Source organism: Limnoglobus roseus (genome assembly GCF_008254045.1).
Lineage (GTDB): Bacteria > Planctomycetota > Planctomycetia > Gemmatales > Gemmataceae > Limnoglobus > Limnoglobus roseus.
The window spans coordinates 8,012,931-8,030,261 of the sequence record NZ_CP042425.1 but is presented as its reverse complement, the minus strand read 5'-3'; the positions used below and the strand labels follow the sequence as shown (position 1 = coordinate 8,030,261).

The 17,331-nt window shown below is 63.6% G+C and carries 16 protein-coding genes; 11 read left to right on the top strand and 5 right to left on the bottom strand.

Going from position 1 to position 17,331, the window contains the following annotated elements; all coding sequences use genetic code 11:
• Nucleotide 1: 1 nt before the first annotated feature.
• The 5 genes from PX52LOC_RS34480 to lpxD all read right to left on the bottom strand — a co-directional run bounded on the left by PX52LOC_RS34480 (nucleotide 2) and on the right by lpxD (nucleotide 5,868).
• Nucleotides 2-1,387 (bottom strand): sigma-54-dependent transcriptional regulator, encoded by a 1,386-nt coding sequence (locus PX52LOC_RS34480; protein ID WP_149114335.1) that lies wholly within the window; start codon nucleotides 1,385-1,387, stop codon nucleotides 2-4.
• 19 nt (nucleotides 1,388-1,406) lie between these two features.
• Nucleotides 1,407-2,363, bottom strand: coding sequence for a DMT family transporter (locus tag PX52LOC_RS34475; protein WP_149114334.1), 957 nt, complete (start codon nucleotides 2,361-2,363; stop codon nucleotides 1,407-1,409).
• Complete coding sequence (locus PX52LOC_RS34470) at nucleotides 2,354-3,811, bottom strand: endo-1,4-beta-xylanase (protein WP_168219389.1); 1,458 nt, start codon at nucleotides 3,809-3,811, stop codon at nucleotides 2,354-2,356. The genes PX52LOC_RS34475 and PX52LOC_RS34470 overlap by 10 nt, the downstream gene beginning before the upstream one ends.
• A 102-nt stretch (nucleotides 3,812-3,913) precedes the next feature.
• Nucleotides 3,914-4,822, bottom strand: a complete 909-nt coding sequence (locus PX52LOC_RS34465; protein ID WP_246173554.1) for an LpxI family protein — start codon at nucleotides 4,820-4,822, stop codon at nucleotides 3,914-3,916.
• A complete protein-coding gene (gene lpxD / locus PX52LOC_RS34460; RefSeq protein ID WP_149114332.1) occupies nucleotides 4,819-5,868 on the bottom strand; it encodes a UDP-3-O-(3-hydroxymyristoyl)glucosamine N-acyltransferase in 1,050 nt (349 codons plus the stop codon). The genes PX52LOC_RS34465 and lpxD overlap by 4 nt, the downstream gene beginning before the upstream one ends.
• A gap of 404 nt (nucleotides 5,869-6,272) precedes the next feature.
• Here lpxD and carA point away from each other — a divergent pair, with 404 nt between their 5' ends.
• The 11 genes from carA to rplV all read left to right on the top strand — a co-directional run bounded on the left by carA (nucleotide 6,273) and on the right by rplV (nucleotide 17,270).
• Complete coding sequence (carA, locus tag PX52LOC_RS34455; protein WP_149114331.1) at nucleotides 6,273-7,385, top strand: glutamine-hydrolyzing carbamoyl-phosphate synthase small subunit; 1,113 nt, start codon at nucleotides 6,273-6,275, stop codon at nucleotides 7,383-7,385.
• 214 nt (nucleotides 7,386-7,599) lie between these two features.
• Nucleotides 7,600-9,585 carry a serine/threonine protein kinase gene (locus PX52LOC_RS34450; protein ID WP_149114330.1) on the top strand — a complete coding sequence of 662 codons (1,986 nt, stop codon included), beginning with the start codon at nucleotides 7,600-7,602 and terminating at the stop codon, nucleotides 9,583-9,585.
• Nucleotides 9,586-9,873: 288 nt separating this feature from the next.
• On the top strand, nucleotides 9,874-10,092 hold the full coding sequence (locus tag PX52LOC_RS41350) for a hypothetical protein (RefSeq protein WP_168219388.1): 219 nt from the start codon (nucleotides 9,874-9,876) through the stop codon (nucleotides 10,090-10,092).
• 19 nt (nucleotides 10,093-10,111) lie between these two features.
• Entirely contained in the window at nucleotides 10,112-11,275 is a 1,164-nt protein-coding gene (locus tag PX52LOC_RS34445) for a class I SAM-dependent methyltransferase (RefSeq protein ID WP_168219387.1), read from the top strand.
• Nucleotides 11,276-11,629: 354 nt separating this feature from the next.
• Nucleotides 11,630-13,738, top strand: coding sequence for a hypothetical protein (locus PX52LOC_RS34440; protein ID WP_149114328.1), 2,109 nt, complete (start codon nucleotides 11,630-11,632; stop codon nucleotides 13,736-13,738).
• 116 nt (nucleotides 13,739-13,854) lie between these two features.
• Complete coding sequence (rpsJ, locus tag PX52LOC_RS34435) at nucleotides 13,855-14,178, top strand: 30S ribosomal protein S10 (protein ID WP_149115710.1); 324 nt, start codon at nucleotides 13,855-13,857, stop codon at nucleotides 14,176-14,178.
• 130 nt (nucleotides 14,179-14,308) lie between these two features.
• Complete coding sequence (gene rplD / locus PX52LOC_RS34430; RefSeq protein ID WP_149114327.1) at nucleotides 14,309-15,055, top strand: 50S ribosomal protein L4; 747 nt, start codon at nucleotides 14,309-14,311, stop codon at nucleotides 15,053-15,055.
• A gap of 47 nt (nucleotides 15,056-15,102) precedes the next feature.
• Nucleotides 15,103-15,465: a 50S ribosomal protein L23 gene (gene rplW / locus PX52LOC_RS34425; protein WP_149114326.1), complete on the top strand. Its 363-nt coding sequence runs from the start codon at nucleotides 15,103-15,105 to the stop codon at nucleotides 15,463-15,465.
• Between the two features lie 102 nt (nucleotides 15,466-15,567).
• Complete coding sequence (gene rplB, locus PX52LOC_RS34420; protein ID WP_149114325.1) at nucleotides 15,568-16,434, top strand: 50S ribosomal protein L2; 867 nt, start codon at nucleotides 15,568-15,570, stop codon at nucleotides 16,432-16,434.
• A 110-nt stretch (nucleotides 16,435-16,544) separates the two neighbouring features.
• Nucleotides 16,545-16,832 (top strand): 30S ribosomal protein S19, encoded by a 288-nt coding sequence (rpsS, locus tag PX52LOC_RS34415; RefSeq protein WP_149114324.1) that lies wholly within the window; start codon nucleotides 16,545-16,547, stop codon nucleotides 16,830-16,832.
• A gap of 21 nt (nucleotides 16,833-16,853) precedes the next feature.
• Complete coding sequence (gene rplV, locus PX52LOC_RS34410; protein ID WP_149114323.1) at nucleotides 16,854-17,270, top strand: 50S ribosomal protein L22; 417 nt, start codon at nucleotides 16,854-16,856, stop codon at nucleotides 17,268-17,270.
• The last annotated feature ends 61 nt before the right edge of the window (nucleotides 17,271-17,331 follow it).

Genomic DNA, 17,331 nt, shown 5'->3' with positions numbered 1-17,331 from the left:
TTCACTCCTCATTCTTCCATTTCAGCAAGTTGCGGTACAAGGTCCGTTCCCCGATCTGAAGGAGTTTCGCCGCCTCCTCGCGGTTGTTCTTCGTCAGTTCGAGCGCCTTTTCGGTGTAGTACCGCTCGACCTCGTGCAGCGGTCGGCCGATCAGGCCGTCGTTCGCGCCGTCGAGCGATGCGGGCGGCGGGCCGCCGGGGGCGTGGCTGAACTCTTCCGGTAGGTCGTCCACGCCGAGGACGTCGTCGGAATCGAGCAGCACCATGCTCTCCATTGTGTTCCGCATTTCGCGGACGTTCCCCGGCCACGGGTACGCCGCGAACGCCCGCCGCACGGCTTCCGCCACTTTCGGCACGGCCTTATGGTGTCGGGCACACAGTTCCTTCAAGAAGTGGTCGAACAGCAGCGGCAAGTCGTCCCGCCGTTCGCGCAGGGCGGGAAGCCGGACCACGGCCACCTTCAGCCGGTGGAGCAGATCGAGGCGGAACTTGCCGTCCTTCACCATCGCGTCCAGGTCCCGGTTCGTCGCCGCGATGAGCCGCACGTCCACCTTGATCGGGCTGTTCGCCCCGATGCGCGTGACCTCGCCGTTCTCCAGCGTGCGCAGGAGTTTCGCCTGAAGGTTCACCGGCATGTCGCCGATTTCGTCGAGGAAGAGTGTGCCGCCGTTGGCGTACTCGAATCGGCCCTTGCGCTCGCCGCGGGCGTCGGTGAACGCCCCGGGGACGTGGCCGAACATCTCGTCGTCGAGCAGGTTCTCATTCAGGGCGGCGCAGTTCATCGCCACGAACGGCTTGTTCTTGCGGGGGCTGTTCGTGTGCAGCGCCTTCGCGGCGAGTTCCTTCCCGGTGCCGTTCTCGCCGAGGATCAGGACCGTCGCCGGGGAAGGGGCGAAGGCTTTGAGCTTTCGCAGCACGTCCTGCATCTGCCGGCTGTTGCCGACGACGCCCTCGAAGCCGAACTTCTCGTCGAGTTGCCGCCGCAGTTCGCGGTTGGCGGCTGCCAATCGCACTCGCTCGGCCGACTTCTCGACGATGGCCCGGATCTCGTCCAGGACGATCTTGTCCTTGATGATGTAGTGTTCCGCCCCGGCCTTCATCGCCTCGACGGCGGTCTTCACATCGCCCTGCCCGGTGATGACGTACACCTGTGCGTCCGGCATCTTCTCGCGGACGAGTTTGACGATGCTCAACCCGTCCACGTCGGCCATCTTCAGGTCGGTGAGGACGACCTCGTAGTCGCCGTCCTCGATCTTCTGGCTGCCCGCCGCCCCGCTGTTGGCGACGGTGACGACGTTGTTTCCCTTCTTGGCGAGGGCTTCCGCGATGGTCTGCGCGAAGTTCCGGTCGTCGTCGATGACGAGCACACGAATCGGGTCGTTCGACATGAGTTGTCACCCACGGGCGTCACGGCTCTGCTTCAAGTTTAGCAACTGCCGCCGGCCGCGGGGCGTACCGCCAGACGAGGGCGGCCAACAATAGGCCGCCGCCGATGAGCGTCCAGTCCGTCGGCGTTTCGCGGTCCGGGGCGATCAAGTACGCCCACACCGGGTTCAGCACGGGTTCGAGGAGCGTGATGATGCTCGCCTCGTTCGGGCTGACCGTTTTCAAACTCCGGGCGAAGAGGACGTAGGGGACCGCGAGTTGAACGCACCCGAAGAACGCGAGGAACGCCAGTTGTTTGCCCGACGGGGCCGTGACCCAGGTCCAGAAGCCGTCGAGACCGAGTTTGCAGGCGAAGAACAACCCCATCATCGCGGCCGTGCCGAGGAGGTTGAGCATCGTCAGCCACGCGGGCGATTCGTTCCGCAGGGATCGCAAGATCAGCACGACGCCGGCATAGGTGAAGCCGCTGCCGAGGCCCATTAAAAGCAACTCGATCTGCGTGGCCGCCGCGACTCCCTGTTCCTCACGGGGCCAGTTGCCGCCCACGATGACGACCGCCCCGAGGAGGCCGATGAGGACGGCCGCGAGCGATCGGCGGTCGGCTCGTTCGCCGAGGAACCAGATGCCGAGGAAGTAAACCCACACGGGCGACGTGTTCTGCAACAGGATGGCGTTCGCGGCCGAACCACTCCCGAGCGCCGTCAGGTACAGGGCACTCATCACCGCGAACGTGACGACCAGTAACCCCATCGCCGGCCGCACGCGGCAGTCTCGCGGGCGGATCAACGGCAGGAGGCACAACCCGGCAAAGAGCGAGCGGTAGAAGGCGATCTGAATGGGCGACAGGTGCGGTTCGTCCAACTCCAAGGCGGTCGGCTGTTGCAGCAACCGCATGAACAGGCTGCCGGTACTCCAGAGGACGGCCACGAGGATGATCGTAAGCCGGGCCGACTGACGCGGCGTGAGCGTCAGAGGCATTGCTCGCGGCGGGCTTGTAAGGCGCGTAGAAGGGGCTTCGGCCGGCCGTCGGCTGTCACCAGTCCGAGTGCGTCGTCGGCCGTGTCCGTCCACGCGGCCCACGTGAACGACCGGATGTGGGCGTAACTCAGGCAGAGCTTCGACACCCAATCGCCCCACTCGGACTGCGCCGGTTCGCCGTCCGACGACCGCCAGCACTTCGACAAGTCGCCCGCTTTCTGAGAGTCGCTCGCCTTCGCCCGACCGGGGTGCCGTGCGACCACGTCGAGCGGTACCCCGAGCAGGCCGAACAGATCGAGCAACCGGACGGTGTCGAGGCCGTCCCGCAGCAGACTTGCCCGGTCGTCGTTCCCGGCGAACAGTTCGAGTTCGAAGCCGTTGACCGACAGACCGCTGCGGAGGAGCGTGTCGCTGAACACCAGTGGCGAATAACTGTGATCGTCGCCGCCGAGGTAGTCGCCCCACGGCTGCGTCAGGCCGATCACCCAGCGGGCGTCCACGTCGGTCGTACGGGCGAGTTCGAGCATCCGCCCCACGAGCCGCAGGCGGTCGTCCTCGCTGACGCCGTAGCGGTTCCAGTGGTTGAAGCCGGAGCAAAGCACCCAGTTCTTGACGCGGTCCTGGTAGCGGTGAACGACCGACTCGATGAAGTCGCAGAAGAACGCGGCGAGGCTCGGCAGTTCGCCCTCCCAGCCGTCGAGCCACCCGGGCAGCGGTTCGCCGAAGTCGATGAGGGGGCCGATGGTCGGCTGGTAGTTGTTGGCGATAGCCCAGTCGACCATCGCGTCAAGATTCCGCCAGTCGAAATTCGTCGAGGCGATTTCGATCTCGGCCCAATTCGGGACCACGACCACGCTCGTGAACGCGGCCTTGAAAAGCGCCGTCTCGGCCGCGTTGGGAACCGACTGAATCCGGCAACCCCACCGGGTGGGGATTCGCCGCTGGCCCTGGGTGCGGAGTTGGATGGCGGTGCCGGTGAACTGCCGCATCAGGGCGTCGGAACTGACGTAGCAGTGGCGGATCGTTTGCCCAGCGTCGGCGGCCGACTGGGCCGTGCCCGGGTTCAGCACCGCCGTCACGAAGGCTTGCGTCGCGCTCTTGGCCGCGGCCATCACTTCGGGGGCCGGGCTCAAGCCCTGGGCTTCCAACTCGGCGATGGCGTTGCGGAGTTGGTTCAACTTCCCGCGGGCCAACTCGACGAGCAGATCGTACGACTCGGGCCGTTCCCGGAGGGTCGCTGTGGACGTGACCGGAGAGCCGAACGTCTCGACCGGCCAGGGGATCGTGACCGCGCAACTCTCCTGCTGCGATTTCGTCAGTTGAAGGGCGGCGGGGGAGAGCTTCGCCTCCGTCGGGAACGGCGTTCGATCGTAGCCGCCCGTGAACTGGACTCGTTCAACGGCGGACCGGCCCCCGGCGGGCAGGGGGTTGGGCAGGTGAAAGTTCATCGAACCCATAGTTGGCCGGGGCGGAGGGAATCTCTGCTAAGGCAGCATCATACTCCACCCGTATCGGATGTGCGAGTGGGGGCCGAAACTTCCGGCAGAATTTCAGGGCGTCGTCGACCCTGCGACCTGATCGTCCTGAACGGCCGTAATGGTGATGCCGTAGCGGTCGGCGAGGGCGATCGTGCGGTCTTGATCGAGCAGAATCGTTTTGCCGGCTTCCACGGCCAACACCGTTGCCCCGGCGGCTCGCATCGTCTCGATGGTCGTCACGCCAACGGTCGGCACGTCGAACCGCATGTCCTGCCGCGGCTTGGCGACTTTCACCACGACGAAGTGGTTCTTCCCGCACAGTTCGCCGGCCCGCCGGATGGCCAGGTCGGTGCCCTCGATGGCCTCGACCGCCAGCACGGCCCGCTCGCGGACCATCACGCTCTGGCCCACGTCGAGCGCGCCCATCTGTTTGGCGAGCGACCACCCGAACTGAATGTCACGTTCTTCGGCCGCGGTCGGGCGGCGGCGGGTGAGTAGGCCGTGGGACACGAGCAACTCCGGGCAAAGTTCCAGGGCGGACACGCACTCTAGGCCGTCCTTCCGCAACTCGCTGATAAAGCCGAGAAGGATCGAGTCGTCTTTGTTGTCGGAGCGGGTGCGGGAGTACCAGAAGCGGGCCATCCGCCAGTCCGGCATCATTTGCAGCCACCGCCACGGTTGGAAGAGGACGTGCTTGTGGAATTTCCCGGCCATCGCCCACCGGGTCACGCCGCCGCGGACGAACCGGCGGCTGATGAAGTTCATCGACATCCGCCGAAGTGAGTGGTACTCGTGGCAGATGGTCTTCAGGGCCGGGTCAGCCATCCCAGCGACGCCGACACAGACGACGGGAATGCCGCACTCGCGGGCTTTCTCGGCAATGACAATCGGGAACCGTCCGGCACAGGCCAGCAACCCCACCGGGGCGATCCGCCCGGTAGGGGTGGACCCGGCGAACGCCGCCGGCTGAACCGCCATCATTCCTTCGTCTCCCCCTTGCCCTCGGCTTTCGTCGGCAGGCCGAGCATTTGCTTGATCTTCCGCAAATCCCGTCGGAGTTCGGGCAGCTTTTCGAGGCTCATCATGATCCGCATTTGCTCGCGGTCCGGCGTCGCCGGGGCGCCGAGCATCCGCGAATCGGGCGGGACGTCCTTGTGAACGCCTGCCTTCGCCCCGAGGATGGCTCGGTCGCCGACGTGCAGGTGGTCGGCGATGCCGACCTGCCCGGCCATGACGACGTAATCGCCCGTGGTCGTGGACCCGGCAATGCCGACCTGACTGACGAGCAGGTTGTGCCGGCCGATCTGGCAGTTGTGCGCGATCATCACGAGGTTGTCGATCTTCGTTCCTTGGCCGACCCGCGTCGGGCCAAAGGTGCCGCGGTCGATCGTCGTACACGCACCGATTTCCACGTCGTCGGCGATTTCCACGTACCCGAGTTGCGGCACCTTCACGTGCCGGCCGCCCTGCGTGCGGTATCCGAAACCGTCCGCCCCGAGGACACAGTTGGCGTGGATCGTGACTCGGTTGCCGATGACGGTGGTGTCGTACAGCACCGCGTGGGGGTGCAGGGTCACGTCGTCGCCGAGGCGGCAGTTCTTCCCGATCGTTGCCCCCGCTAGCAGTGTCGCCCGGGCCCCGATCACGCACCCGGCTTCCACGACGACGAACGGGCCGATCTCAGCGTCAGTTCCGATGACCGCTGTCGGGTGAATCTGGGCGCTCGGGTGGATCGAACTGGTGGCGGCCGGCGAGTTCCCGCGCAGGTGTTTGACGATCGACACGAAGGCCATCAGCGGGTCGAGAACCTTGATGAGCGGGCGACCGTTGACGGGCACGTGCGGCAGCACGAGGGCGGCCGAGGCGGGCGAATGGTGCCACGCATCGAGGTAACGGTCGTCCTCGACGAACGTGATGTGCCCGGGTTTCGCGTCGGTCAGCGGGCGGGCGTCGACGATCTCGGCGTCGCCGTTGCCGACGACTTCTCCCGCGACCAACGCCGCCATTTGACGAACGGTCAAACTCACGGCCAACCCTCACAAAGCCAACAACAGTCCCCACCCTGGTGGTAGAGTGGGAAAGAAAGCTACCCATTCCCCGAAAACTCGGCAAGCCCAAGCAGGTAGTCGAACACGGAAGGATGGGAAGCCGTGAAATATCGGGCGGGCACTACCTGTTGGAGTAGCTGAATTGAGAGGGCAGGCTGTAGAACCGCCGCCGGCAGTCGGTTCGGATGGGCTGTGTTGGGCGTGCCGGCCCCCGCCTGTTGGAATTTTGAGGATTCTGAGGCTTTCAACTCATCCGCCGACGGGGCCGTGATCCCGTGTCACCGAATATCCGGCACTTCTGCCGGGGTGGCTCTTTCTGCCGGGGCTCGATCTCCTAAGATAACCCTGTTTGCGCGGGATCACTCCTAACCTTCCGAGACACGATGACAAAGATCGCGAAACTCGTCCTTGAGGACGGCACGATTTTTACCGGCCGGGCCTTCGGCGCGCACGGCGAGAAACTGGGCGAAGTCGTCTTCAACACGTCGATGACCGGCTATCAGGAAGTGCTGACCGACCCCAGCTATAAGGGGCAGATCGTCACCATGACTTACCCGCTCATCGGCAACTACGGCACGACGAGCGAGGACGCGGAATCGCTGGGCGTGCAGGTGCAAGGGTTCGTCGTCCGCGAACTGACGAAAGTGCCGAGCAACTTCCGAAGCCACCGCGACCTGGACACGTACCTGAACGCCTACAACGTCGTCGGCATCGAGGGCATTGACACGCGGGCGCTGGTCCGCCGGTTGCGGGCCCGCGGCGCGATGAACGGCATCGTTTCCACCGCCGACCTCGACGATGCGTCGCTGCTGGCCAAGGCGAAGGCATTTCCTGGCATGGAAGGCCGTGACCTCGTGCGGGAAGTAGTGCCCGACAAGGCGTTCAACTGGAGCAAGGGCTTCGGGCCGTTCTGCGAACACGTCCTGCCGACACGGGCGGCCGAAAAGCACGTGGTGGCCATCGACTACGGCATGAAGTGGAACATCCTCCGCTGCTTGACGCAGGTCGGCTGCCGCGTGACGGTTGTGCCCGGTACGGCCACGGCGGAAGACGTTCTCTCGCACAACCCGGACGGCATTTTCCTCAGCAACGGCCCCGGCGACCCGGCAGCTGTCGGGTACGCCATCCAGACGGTGAAGGACTTGCTCGGCAAGAAGCCGATGTTCGGCATCTGCCTGGGCCACCAACTCCTCGGCCTGGCGTACGGGGCGAAGACCTTCAAACTGAAGTTCGGCCACCGCGGGGCCAACCAGCCGGTCATGAATGTCGCCACCGGGGCCGTCGAGATCACCACCCAGAACCACGGGTTCACGGTGGACCCTGCGACGCTGCCGTCGAACGTCTTGCCCACGCACCTGAACCTGAACGATCAGACGCTCGAAGGGATGCGGGCCGAGGACATGCCGGTCTTCAGCGTGCAATACCACCCCGAGGCGGCCGCCGGGCCGCACGACAGCAGTTACTTGTTCGAAGAGTTCCGCACCCTGATGGGATGACGGGAACCGGGAGGAAGGCCTGAATACCGCGTGAGAATCTCGCTGACATTGGACAAATCAACCTTCCCGAAGATGGTGCTAGCGTTAGTATGAGCTTGGCAGGCCTGATGGTGCGGATGAACGCCACGGTATCTTTCCTCTCCTGAGATGCCGTGGCGAGGGTGGGGCGAGTGACCGGACAACCCCGTGCCTGTGAAGGAACAGGAAGGTGCCCATGAACACCGAGCGAACACTGCCCAATTCGTGCCCGAAGTTGAATATCCTCCAGGCATTCCTTCACGGGCATCTCGAACCCCTTCATCGTCAGTCAATTGCCGTGCACTTGTCGCACTGTGACAGTTGCACCGCGATCGTCCAGAAAGTCCAATCCGACGCGGACGCTGCGAACGGCGTCACTGGTCCGGTCGCCGGTGCGGGGGAGCTGCGCCCGCTGGCGGGCAATCCCCCCGGTGGATTGGCCCACACGATCGCCTTCCTGCCGGCCGCCAAACGAATGTTCATCGGGACGTACCGCCTCGGGGAGCACATCGGGCAGGGGGGTATGGGGGAAGTCTACCGGGCGGAACACATCCGCCTGCGGAAGTGGTTCGCGATCAAGATCCTCCCGGAAGCGCAAGGCTCGAACCACCAAGCCGTCGGCCGCTTCAACCGCGAGATGGAAGTGATCGGGCAGTTGAACCACCCGAACATTGTTCGCGCCACCGACGCTGGCGAGAGTGAGGGCCGGCACTACCTCGTCATGGAACTGATCGACGGCGTCGACCTGGCGAAGTTGGTCCGCGAAGCGGGGCCGTTGCCCGTCGCCGATGCCTGCGAAATCATCCGGCAGGCCGCCCTGGGATTGCAGCACGCCCACGAGCACGGTCTGGTTCACCGCGACATCAAACCGCACAATTTGATGCTCACCACCGACGGGGGTGTGAAAGTCCTCGACCTCGGCCTGGCTTTCTTCCTCCACGCCCGCCCGTTGTCCGAGGGCTTGACCTGGAACGGTCAGGTGATGGGCACGCCCCCGTACATGGCCCCCGAGCAGTGGCGGGACTCGCACGCCATCGACATTCGGGCCGACCTCTACAGCCTCGGCTGCACCCTTTACTACCTGCTCACGGGCCGCCCGCCGATCGACTCGACCGACTCCGATGTCTTGCTACGTGAGTTGCCCAAGCGGCTGGCCGACGTTCGCCCGGACCTCCCGCGGGACGAGGCGAACGCGGTCGATGAATTGCTGGCCCGACTGCTCGCGAAGGATCCGACGGAGCGGCCCCAGACGCCGGCGGATTTGGCGTGCGAACTGACCCCATTGGCGGCCGAAACCGACCTCACACAACTCCGCGCGACCAGCTTCCGGCTCAGGAGCCAGGCGCAAACGGGCACCCCGCTGCCGTCGCCGATTGCGACGCGCAAGCAAACGACCCGCAAGCCGAAAGTAAAGTCCCAAACGCCCGGCTTCCGCCGTCGGTTGGTCCCGCTCTTGCCGTTCGCGCTGTTGATCGCCGTGGCGGGCGCGTGGTGGGCCGGGTATTTGAAATGGGCATCGCCCATCCCTCAAGCCGTCGCGAACACCCTGCCCGAAGGCCCGGTAGTGGGAAAGTGGTTCGATCTCTTGGACCGCAAGCCCGGCTTCGAACCGCCGGCGTTTCATTGGGAAGACCCATTCCAGCGGGGGCACCGTTGGTTCGACCCCGACGCGAAGCAGCTGGGCGTGCAGACAATCAAGCCGGCCATGATTTCGCTCGGCCGGGTCGATCAGCCGAACTACACGTTGAAGTTCATTTTGCGGCAGAACCCGTGGACGGGAAACGTCGGTGTCTTCTACGGCGGGCAGACTGGCGGGCAACCCGGCGAGATCGTCTGCGAGACGATTGAAATGCGGCAGGGGCCGAAGGGACTCCCGCGGGACGCCATTCTCCACCGAGAGAAGCATATCATCACCCGGTTCCCCAACCGGAACTCGACTAGCCAGGAGATAGGGTTCGCATCGGCCCCCATCCCTCCCGTAGAGGTGGAGGATCACACGTTGGAAGTTCGCGTTCTCGGCGATTCGGTGCACGAGGTCTTGTGGGATGGGGTGATCCAGAAGCCAATTCGCACCATGCCAAAGCTCGCAGGGTTGAAGATCCCCTACGCGGGGGAATTCGGTTTATACGCTCAGAATTGCGCCGCCACTCTCGTTTCCGCCGAGCTATTGCTCACCCGATAAGGAGTTGACATGCCCATCAATTGCCCGACCGCAGGTTCCTCCGTGGCCGCCCAATCTGGCGGAGGAGGCGGTTTCGGCAGTGGTTCCGGATCGGGGGCGATCTGCGCGCACGGTGCGATTTCTTCTTCGAACGTGACCGGAGTGAGGGTGAGAACCTATTCCGGGAGCGTTACCCCCCCCGCATCGGATGCGAGCACGGCCTCGCCCGTCGCCCTTTCCTCCGGTCAGTGGTGCGCTAGCGGTCTGGGTTGCGCTTCGAGTTCGACCGCGCCGGGGGCGGCCATCACTGTGGCCGCGTTCGAAATGGACGTGGATGGTGTGTGCATCAACGTCCTCTCCGTATTCTGCTTCGGGCTCAACGCGGCCGTCGGCGGAGCGAACTGTTGCACGTCCGGCCCGTGCGGGTCTGGTTCGAGAACCGATCCGTACGGCGGCGGTGTCCTGGTCGCCAAGGGCTCGACCTTCCCGCCGCCCCCGCCGCCGATGTCGGCGTACAAGCAAGTCTGACCCGGGTTCACCCCTCGTTATGCCGAAGCCGCCGTTGATCGGGCTGTACGTCGTGACGTGCCCGGGCCGGGAAACCGTGCTGTCTCAAACGCTCGCCTCGATTCGCGAGAGCGATTGGCCGGGCGACCCCGTCGTACTGACCCAACCCGCGGACTGGCCCGTGGGCTGGGACAGCACGTCTCGCATGTACCGCACCGTTCTCCAGCGGGCCTGGGACGACCGCGCGTGGTGGGCGGTGGTGCTGGAAGACGACGTTTTTGTTAACCGCCACCTCTGGCAGAATCTGACGAACTGGCACCCCATGACGACGGGGCAGTTGCACTGGGGCAGCCTGTTCATCCCCGACACGATTCAAGACCCCTGGCAGCGGGAGTGCCCGGAGTTGCACTACCGGCTCGCACGGCCGTCGCTCGTTTACGGCCCCGGCCACCTCTGGCAGAAGTTCCGCCTCTGCGGCTCACAAGCCTACGTTTTCAGCCGCGGCGGGTTGGGCGTCTTTCTCCAGCACTGGGACGCCCAGTCCGGCGGTCAAGACGCCCGCGTGCTCAACATCGTCCACCAGGAAGGCTGGCCCCTGTGGTACTCTTTCCCGTGCCTGGTCGAGCACAACCAACTCATCAGCGCGTTCGGCACGCCGCCCATTTACGCACCGGATTTTGCCCCTGGACTGCAATTCTCGCCGCCCGCGGTCGGGGCGTACCGCCACCCCGAAGGCGTCCCCGGCTGGCTCAGTTATCGCGAAGGCCGGCTGCTGTGGGAACTGGCCCGCGGCCGCCGCGTCCTGGAACTCGGCCGTCGCCACGGCCGTAGCACCGTGGCCCTGGCCCAGTCGGCGAAATCGCTACTCTCGATCGACCCGCTGAAATCCCGGTCGGCTCGGGAATGGCTCGCCCGCTTCGAGCTGACCGGGGCGGTAGATTTCCGCGAGGGATCGTTCCGATACAACCTGCCCGCGAGCGGGAAATTCGACCTGATCTTCCTCGACGGGGAACACGACGCGAAGAGCGTCCGCCGCGACCTCCGACTCGCCCACGCCGCGTTGAAGCCGAAGGGGCTTCTCGCCGTCCACGACTACCCGGACCCGAATTGGCCCGACGTTCGCCGAGGTGTGGACGCCGCAGCGCGGGAACACGGTTGGCGACGGGTCGCGCAGGCCGATTACCTCGGCGTGTTTCAAACCTGAGCAGGGCGGGAAGTTCTTGGCCCCGGCCGGCCGCGCGGGTACGCTGGTGGCATGACATCGATTGCCGCCGTGGTCGTTTGTGCCGTTGCCGTCGCCGATTGGGGGCCGATCCGCGTGGACGCCGAGGGCGTGCCGCTGCCGCCGGGGGTGATCGCCCGCATCGGCAGCACGCGGTTTCGGCACGACGGCTGGCTTTCCGAAGTTCACTTCTCGCCCGACGGCCGCCAGATCCTCGGCATTACCGACCGCCAGACGATTTCGACGTGGGACGCCCGAACTGGCGTTCGCCTTCGGTTCGACGACCACCCGGGATATCTGCACAACGCATCGGCCTGGCGGATCGACGGCAAGTTCGTGTACGCCGTGGTGGTTCGTGACGGCAACGAGTCCGAGGTACAATTCCGCGTCCGCGACGTTCGAGCCGGGACGGTCACAACGCAGATGCGGTTCAAAGATGCCACGGGCGTGTGCTTCTCGCCCGACGGAACGCGGATGGCGGTGCGGGATAGCGGGCTGGTGCGCGTCTTCGACACCCACACGCGGGAGAAGGTGGGCGAGACCCGGCTGGCGGTGTCCGATTCCGAGCCGCACACCCTGGCGATCTCGGCGGACAATCGTCTGCTGTTGGCGGTCTTCCCGAGTTGGTTCGAGGTCCGCGAAATCGCCACCGGGAACATGCCGTTCAGTGGCGTCCCAACTCTCGGACGGTTGAGCCGCGACGCCGTGCTTTCGCCGGACGGCCGCGAGTTGTGTCTCGTCCACGAAGGGGAGAAAAAATTCTTCGTCGAGGTGATCGACCTGAAGACGGAGCAGCGGCGAGACTTGACCGAATCGCAGTCGTTCTATTCCCCAACGTACTCGCGGGATAGGCGAACGATCTTCGGGTTACGCGACAGCGAACTCGTGCGGATCGACCGTGCGACAAAGGCCGTCACGACCCTCGCTAAGGGGTTGTCGCGTGCAACGGCAACCAAGTTGGCCCTTTCGCCCGATGGCACGTGCCTGGCGATCGGGGGCATCCGGTACCGATTGACGCTCCACGACACGGTTAATGGCCGGCGATTGCCGCCGGTGGAGGACCGGTTCGAGTTGGCGACGAACACGATGGAGTTTACGGCCGACGGGCAGAAACTCGCGTTTCACTCCGACGGCGAAGATGACGGATACCTTGTTGATGTTGCCACGGGGCAGGTGCTGAAGACGGTCCCGTACAACGACTCGACGTGCCGATTTCTACCGAATGGCAAGGACTATGCGATTGCTACGGCGAAGACCCTACAGGTACGAGGTCTGACGGACGATGTGGCGAAGCTGAAGGCCGATCTCGATCTGCCGTGGCCGCCGGCAATTCGCTCGGGGGCGGATGGGAGACGGTTGTTTGTAAACGGGCCGAAACTGTTGCAAATTTGGGATGTCGGCACACGAAAAGAATTGAAGTCTCATCCGGCAGAGGCGTGCGAGTGTTCCTTCTCGCCCGATGGCCGCTTTGCCGTGCTTTGCCCGCAGTATGGCAGTCCGCATCTCTCTACCGTGAAATTGTTGGACCTCACGACGGGGAAATTGCATCCGCAATGGCCGAAGATCAACAATCACCACGATTCTCGCGCATGGGGCGCTCTCTTCGATCTGTCAGGTCGCAAGGCGATCCTGTGTCACGGCCTGTATTTGTCGATCGTAGATCTGTCCACGTTTGAAGCTCGGCAACTACCGCGACGGGCAGCAAATACACAGATGTGTCTGCCCGCTTTCAGCCCTGATGCTAGGATCTTGGCCGTGGTTCATGAGGAAGATGCGGCAGTTCACTTGTGGGAAACTCAGTCTGGGAAAGTTCGACACTCGATTCCCTTGACTGATTATGCGATCTCGATGGCATTTAGCACTGACGCTCGCCTGCTCGCCATCCACAGCACCACGGCCCCGGTCCACCTCTACGATCTCCGTGGGACGATGCTCGACTTGCCGAAACGCCTGGATCGCGAGTCGCTAAATTCGCTCTGGGAGGCGTTGCTCGGCGATGACTCAAAGGCTGCTTTTGACGCTCTGCGGAGACTCGCCGCGGCCCCGAATTCGACACTTCAGTTCATCCGCGAAAAGGTTCAACCGGCGGCTGCCGTTCGAGCGGAAACGCTCACTGCTCTCTTCGAATCACTGGACGCACCAGCTTTCGCAAAACGTGAAGCCGCTTCGAAAGAATTGAGGGGACTTGCTGACACCATTGAGATCGAGTTGCGCGCCAGCCTGCAACAAACAAGTTCGCCAGAAGTGCGTCAACGGTTGGAAAAAATCCTCGTCACACTACAACCCGATTCTCCAAATTCTGTGCGGCGGGTACGCATCGTGGAACTTGTCGAATGGTGCGGCACGTCGTACGCGAAATTGCTTCTAAAAGGATGGGCCGCGGGTGCTTCTGGTGCGGCGTTGACCCGCGAAGCGAAGCAGGCTCTCGCTCGTTTGGGCGGCTAATTTCTTCATGGAAACTTGACGTTTTGGCATGTCGGCCATAATCTCATTCTCTCCCCCACTGACGCGGTTGGCGTCGGATGGAACAGGAACCGAACAACAATAACGGGAAGTACGGCATGGCGGGCACGGCCAGCGAACGCATCCGCATCCGGATGGAAGGCTACGATCACGAAGTCCTCGACCGGACGGCGGCGGAAATCGTGCAGACGGCGATCCAGACGAACGCCGAAGTGCACGGGCCGATCCCACTGCCGACGCGGGTCGAACGGTACACCGTGTTGCGCAGCCCGCACATCGACCGGAAGTCGCGCGAACAGTTTGAGATTCGCACCCACAAGCGGTTGATCGACATCCTGCAGCCCACGCAGAAGACGATTGAAGCCCTGAATAAAGGGTTGAGCCTCCCGCCGGGCGTTGACATCCAAATCCGCGTGATTTGACCGCGGCGGAGAAATCCGCTGGCCGACGTGGCTCCCCGTTGTATAACACTCGGTTCCCATGCACACCGCGAGTTTTCGCGACTCGCGGTGGCGGGATTTCTATTGCGAACAGTATTAAGGGTTGGACGCCATGTCCGCGGACGCTACCGAAACGACGCCGACCGAACGCCCCCTCGTTATCGAGGTGACGGGCAAGTTCAGCGTGCCTGTCGTCAACAAGCAGGGTGCGGAAGTCGGGACGGTTGAAATTGATCCGGCCGACTTCGCCAAGGGTGGCAAGATTAGCCGCCAACTGTTGCACGACGTCGTGTTGATGTACCTGGCAAACCAGCGAGCCGGGACGCACAGTACGCTCCGCCGCGGTCAGGTCGCGGGCAGCACGAAGAAGTTGTTCCGCCAAAAGGGTACCGGCAACGCCCGGGCCGGCACCAAGCGGACGAACAAGCGTCGCGGTGGTGGTACGGCGAAGGGGCCGAAGCCTCGCGATTACGAATATCACCTGCCGAAGAAGGCTGTCCAGGCTGCGACGCGGATGGCGATTCTCAGCAAGTTGACGGACAAGGAGGCGGTCATCCTCGACGAGTTGGCGTTCACGTCGCCGAAGACGAAGGACGTGTCGAGCGTCCTGAAGGGGATCAAGATCGGCAAGAAGACGTTGAGTGATGGTCGCGAAAAGGATGTGTCGCTGTTGGACACGACGGTGCTGATCGGCACGGAAAATCTCGACCAAAACGTGTACAAGTCGGCTCGGAATATCAGCGGCGTGGAAGTGCTGCCGACGGCCGAGTTCAACGCCTACACGGTGCTGAAGCAAAAGCGGTTGGTCTTGACGAAGGCCGCCCTGGAAGCCCTGAAGACGAAGACCTCCAAGAAATAACTTAACCGAGAGCCGCGAGGCCCAGCCGAGCGCGGAGACTGTCAGTCATGCGTACACGACCACGACCAGCAAAGTACGTTCGCAAGTTGGCCAACCGCCAGCCCACGGTTCACGGCGAGCCGGGGATCGAATTGCGGCCGTACCAGATCGTCATTCGTCCGCTGGTGACGGAAAAGGGTACCCACCAAAGCACGCGGTACAACTCGTACACGTTCATGGTGAACCCGATCGCGACGAAGGTTCAGATCGCAGCGGCGGTCAAAGAGTTGTTCAACGTGCGGGTCGAGAGTGTTCGCACGCAGACCCGCAAGGGTAAGCAGGCTCGCTTCCGCCAAAGCATGGGTCAGCAGCCGAGTTGGAAGAAGGCGATCGTGACTCTGAATGAAGAAGACAAGATCGACTTCTTCTAACAGTGATGGGTTGCGAGGCAGGGCCTCGCGGTTCTTGAAGGTATACGGAGTGCCGGATTGGGCGTTAGCTCGTCACCCGCCGCTCAGAACTGAGAGTTTCTCATGGGCATCAAGTACTATAAGCCGACTTCTGCGGGACGCCGCGGTGGGTCCGTTTCGGACTTCGCTGAGTGTACCGAGCCGCGTGTCAACGCACCGGAAAAGTCGTTGCTGAAGCCGCTCCCCAAGAAGGGCGGTCGTAACCACCACGGCATCGTCACTAGCCGGTTCCGTGGTGGCGGTCACAAGCAGCGGTACCGGGTTATCGACTTCAAGCGTAAACAAGACGGCGTTGAGGCTGTCGTTCTCTCGGTTGAGTACGACCCCTGTCGCTCGGCTCGGATTGCGCTGATTCAGTATTCTAACGATACCAAGACGAAGGCGTACATCCTCTCGCCGGACGGCCTTAAGGCCGGCGATAAAGTGATGTCGGGCGAAACGAGTGAGCCGAAGATTGGGAACTGCATGCCGTTGAGCAAGGTTCCCCTCGGCATGACGATTCACAACGTCGAGTTGACGCCGGGCAAGGGCGGGCAGATTTGCCGCTCGGCCGGTTGCTCCGCCGTGCTCGGTAACCGTGACAAGGGCCAAGCCCTGATCACGTTGCCCAGTGGTGAGGTGCGGCGTGTGAGTGACAAGTGCCGGGCGACGATCGGCAGTGTGTCGAACCCTGACCACATGAACATCAGCCTCGGCAAGGCCGGCCGGAAGCGGTGGATGGGCCGCAAGCCGCACAACCGTGGTACGAGCCAGAACCCGGTCGACCACCCGATGGGTGGTGGTGAAGGCCGGACCGCCGGGGGGCGTGATCCGTGTTCGCCGCGTGGCGTGCTCGCCAAGGGCGGCAAGACGCGGAAGAAGCGGAAGGCGTCGAACAAGGCCATCGTCCGCCGCCGTCCGGCGGGGGCGCACCAGACGCATAACGGCTAAAACTTGAGTTGATTCCCAGTGTTTTCGCTGGCCATTCATGACGCGGCCAGTAGCATATTCCGTCCGCCGCCGCCCGAACGGGTCGGGCGGATCGGGATGAGGGGTATCGGATGAGTCGGTCGATCAAAAAAGGCCCGTATGTAGACGAGCGGTTGGCCGCGAAGGTGGCCAAGCAGGCTGGCAACAACCGCACCCCGATCAAGACGTGGTCGCGTGACTGTACCATCCTCCCGGACTTCGTTGGGACGACCTTCGAGGTTCACAACGGCAAGGCGTTCTTGAAGGTCTACGTGACGGAAGAGATGGTCGGGCACAAGCTCGGCGAGTTCTCGCCGACTCGGACCTTCAAGGGTCACAGTGGCGGCAAGGCGAAGGCAGCGGCCCCGGCGGCCAAGTAACGGCGGAGAGGTTTCGACGCGATGATTTACAACGCTACCCACCGGTTCGCCGACGTGACTGCCCGCAAAATGCGGCCGTTCGCTCAGTTGGTCCGTGGCAAGAATGTGGACGAGGCTCTTGAGCAGCTCCGCTTCCGCCCGAACCGCGGTGCCCGTCTCATCGAGGCGGTTATCAAAAGTGCCGTCGGTAATGCGGAGGACAAGGGCTGCCGCAATCTGGACGAGCTTGTCGTCACGATTTGTCGCATCGACGACGGCCCAATGTTTAAGCGGATTCAGCCGCGTGCCCGCGGTACCGCGTTCGGCATCCTGAAGCGGCTTGCTCACATCCATGTTACAGTGACGGACATGGAGGCGTTCGAGGCGGCCCAGGAGCTGGAGTTGGCTCGTCGCGGAGCGGCCACGGCCCCGGCGGCTGAGCAACCCGTCAGCGTATAGGGATCTAACACCGGCAAGGGGTCCGGCTGTCGCCGGTCCCCCTGTGCGTTTAAGGCATCGC